Annotated in this window: 3 protein-coding genes; all 3 read right to left on the reverse strand. The window is 63.7% G+C overall.

From position 1 onward, the window contains the following. A partial coding sequence (locus EOD07_RS30165; protein WP_164772680.1) for a cold-shock protein occupies window positions 1–162 on the reverse strand: 162 nt, incomplete at its 3' end. A 311-nt stretch (window positions 163–473) separates the two neighbouring features. Beyond that, window positions 474–887, reverse strand: coding sequence for an HD domain-containing protein (locus EOD07_RS30170; protein WP_082369941.1), 414 nt, complete (start codon window positions 885–887; stop codon window positions 474–476). Window positions 888–1134: 247 nt separating this feature from the next. Further along, window positions 1135–2385, reverse strand: a complete 1251-nt coding sequence (locus EOD07_RS30175) for a trimethylamine methyltransferase family protein (RefSeq protein ID WP_127237915.1) — start codon at window positions 2383–2385, stop codon at window positions 1135–1137. Between the last annotated feature and the right edge of the window lie 213 nt (window positions 2386–2598).

Below are 2598 nucleotides of genomic sequence, written 5' to 3' on the forward strand. Positions count from 1 at the left end.
TTTCACGATGTCGAAGCTGACCTTCTGGCCCTCGACCAGCGAGCGCAGTCCAGCGCGCTCCACGGCCGAGATATGCACGAACACGTCGGGCTGGCCGCCGCCCTGCTCGATAAAGCCGAAGCCCTTGGTGGCATTGAAAAACTTCACGGTCCCAGAGCTCATTGCGATTTCCTTTCAAATCGACGTAAATTATCGTCGCTTGGTAACCTGACCAAACGCCGTATTCTTCGAAATTGAGAGGGAATATCGTCGGGCGCGTTGGCGCGGAAACAACGTTCGTTCAACAAGATCGATTGTCGATAGATAGCGCTTAATTCGGATATTCGCAAGGGATTCCGAAATAATACTCGTTACATCGGCCTCGACAGGGCTTGGTGCGTTCCACCGTTTCACGGAAACGGCGAACCGCTCTATCCCTTTGTTCTTACGCGATTCCGGACGGAAAACTGCTTCGCACTTTTCCTGGAATTGCTCTAGGCGCTGGCGTTCAATCCATGGAGCACCACGAGGCCGGTTTCATATCTGGCTGGAGAAAGCCCTGCCTGATGTGCCTGCCATAGATTATCCTTCAGGTCAGCTTCCTTGACCGACCTGGCGAGCGCGTTCGAGGCGGCGCGGCAGATGAACCCCTGCTCGCTTTCGTCCATCCGTTTCGTCAGCGCGTCGACGGCCGCGACAACGGATGAACTGAAGCCGGCCTGTTCGAGCCGCTCGAGGCTCCAACCCTCGCCTTTCTCGACGACATCATGCAGATAGGCGACGGTCCTTTCGTCGAGCGTTTCGACCGCGTCGGCAACGCGCCTCAGATGTTCGATATAGGGCCGTCCGGTCTTGTCCTTCTGCCCGCAATGAGCCTGCTCCGCGATCTTAGCTGCCCGGTGAAGCATGATCCTTCCAATCATCAAAATGAAGCCCGCCCCGGCGAGGGACGGCCGAGGCGGGCTGCTCGGGTCGGAACCCAGTCCGATGGCGCGCTTTTCGCGGGGGGAGCGGGGCTGCGCGCCATCTGCATCCAAGAACATCGGCGAAGGCCGAATGTTCCGGCCGCGCCTTGCGAATTTTGAGGATGGGCCATTTGGCGCGCTTCGAACGGAGGGCGTCGCCGCGCGGCAGCGCCCATTTTGCATAAGCCGTTCAAGATTGCGCGAGGCGGCCGCGTATCTCCGCCTCGATTCCATGATCGAGGGGTGCCGGCAAATCGGCGGGCCTGCCATGGCCGAGTTCCGCCAGAGCAGCGGCATCGCGGCGAAATTTTTCGAACGACACCGTGCGGCCCTGCTCCAGCCAACCGGATGCGTGGAGGATGAAGCCCGCTCCGGAGGCCACCGAGGCCGAGAGCACCCTGCCCCCTTCGGCACCGGATTGCGCGTCATCGATCTTGGCCGAGGTGATCGCGCCGTCGCCCCGCACAGGCACGCCGAGCCGCCTGCCCAGTTCGGCCGCGCAGAACTGGACGAGCTGCGAGGCTGGATCGCCGAAGCCAGGCAGCATCCGACGCATGTCGAAAGGATAGGCGAGGATGCCCATCACCACCGGCGCGCCCGGACGCCAAAGCTGCGCCAGCGCAAGTCCGGCAAGCACCTCCGCATAGCCCTGGATAAGCGCGCCGGCCACGGTGACGGGCGACGTCGCGCCCATCATCATGTAGGACGAAACCATGCTCGCCTCGCCCTTCAGCGCGATTGCCCGCAGGCACTTCAATGGGTTCGGCCAATAGGAGAGCGGCGGCGTGGCGTTGATCAGGTGGAGAAGGTTGCACTCGCCGGCAGACGCCGGCCGCCCGACCGCCGCGGCGGTCAGGTCGATCACCGCTTCGGCGGCCGCCGGCGAAGCGATGTTGCCCATGAATGGCTTGTCGGAATGGATGAGATGCGCAAGCAGCATCTCCAACGGACGCCGGTCTTCAGGGACGTCCTCCATGACGCAGATCATCTGCCCGGTGTTGGTGAGCCCCGGCGCGGCATGCGCGGCGGCGACAAGCTCGCCGTAGATCCGCCGGCTGCCCGCCTCCCTCGCCCCGTTGTCGAGCACGACATTGGGCGCGCCGTAGATCGGCGCGAAGACCGGCGGTGCGCCTGCGCCGACCGGCGTGTCCCGCGCCGGATTCCTGCCGCGCAGCAGGAACCTTGCCGGCGCATGCCGGCGTATGATGCGGCGCAACTCAGTCCCGTCCAGGCGCACGACATCCCCGGTCGCCACGCCACCGGCCTGTTTGAGAACGTCGATGGTCTGCGGATCGTCCAGGAAGCGGATGCCGGTTTCCTCGAGAACCCGGTCGGCCGCCCTCTCGATCGTCTCCAGCCCGGCCTCGTCCTGTTCGGGGCGATAGGCCGCGGCGACAAAATCCGCCGCCGCGCGATATTCCCTTGGCCATGAAGCCGGCATGCAACTCCTCGGCCGGCGCAAGGTTCGATGAGGCCGGCACGCTGGAATATCCGGATCGGCTTGCCTTCGCGACGCTCCCGGCGCGCCACCTTGCGTCGCTTCCAGAAAGGCGCGGCGGGCGAGCGATCCGGTGACACCGGACGCAATGCGTCCGTCGGCATTTCGCTAGAGAAAAAGCGCCGAGTTATCAAATGTTAGCGCACTGCGTCTAAC

The sequence above is a fragment of the Mesorhizobium sp. M2C.T.Ca.TU.002.02.1.1 genome (genome assembly GCF_003997225.1).

Bases quoted from the DNA above. Each gene is read 5' to 3' on its own strand.
- EOD07_RS30170 (WP_082369941.1), bottom strand. From the start codon at position 887: ATGCTTCACCGGGCAGCTAAGATCGCGGAGCAGGCTCATTGCGGGCAG.
- EOD07_RS30175 (WP_127237915.1), bottom strand. From the start codon at position 2,385: ATGCCGGCTTCATGGCCAAGGGAATATCGCGCGGCGGCGGATTTTGTC.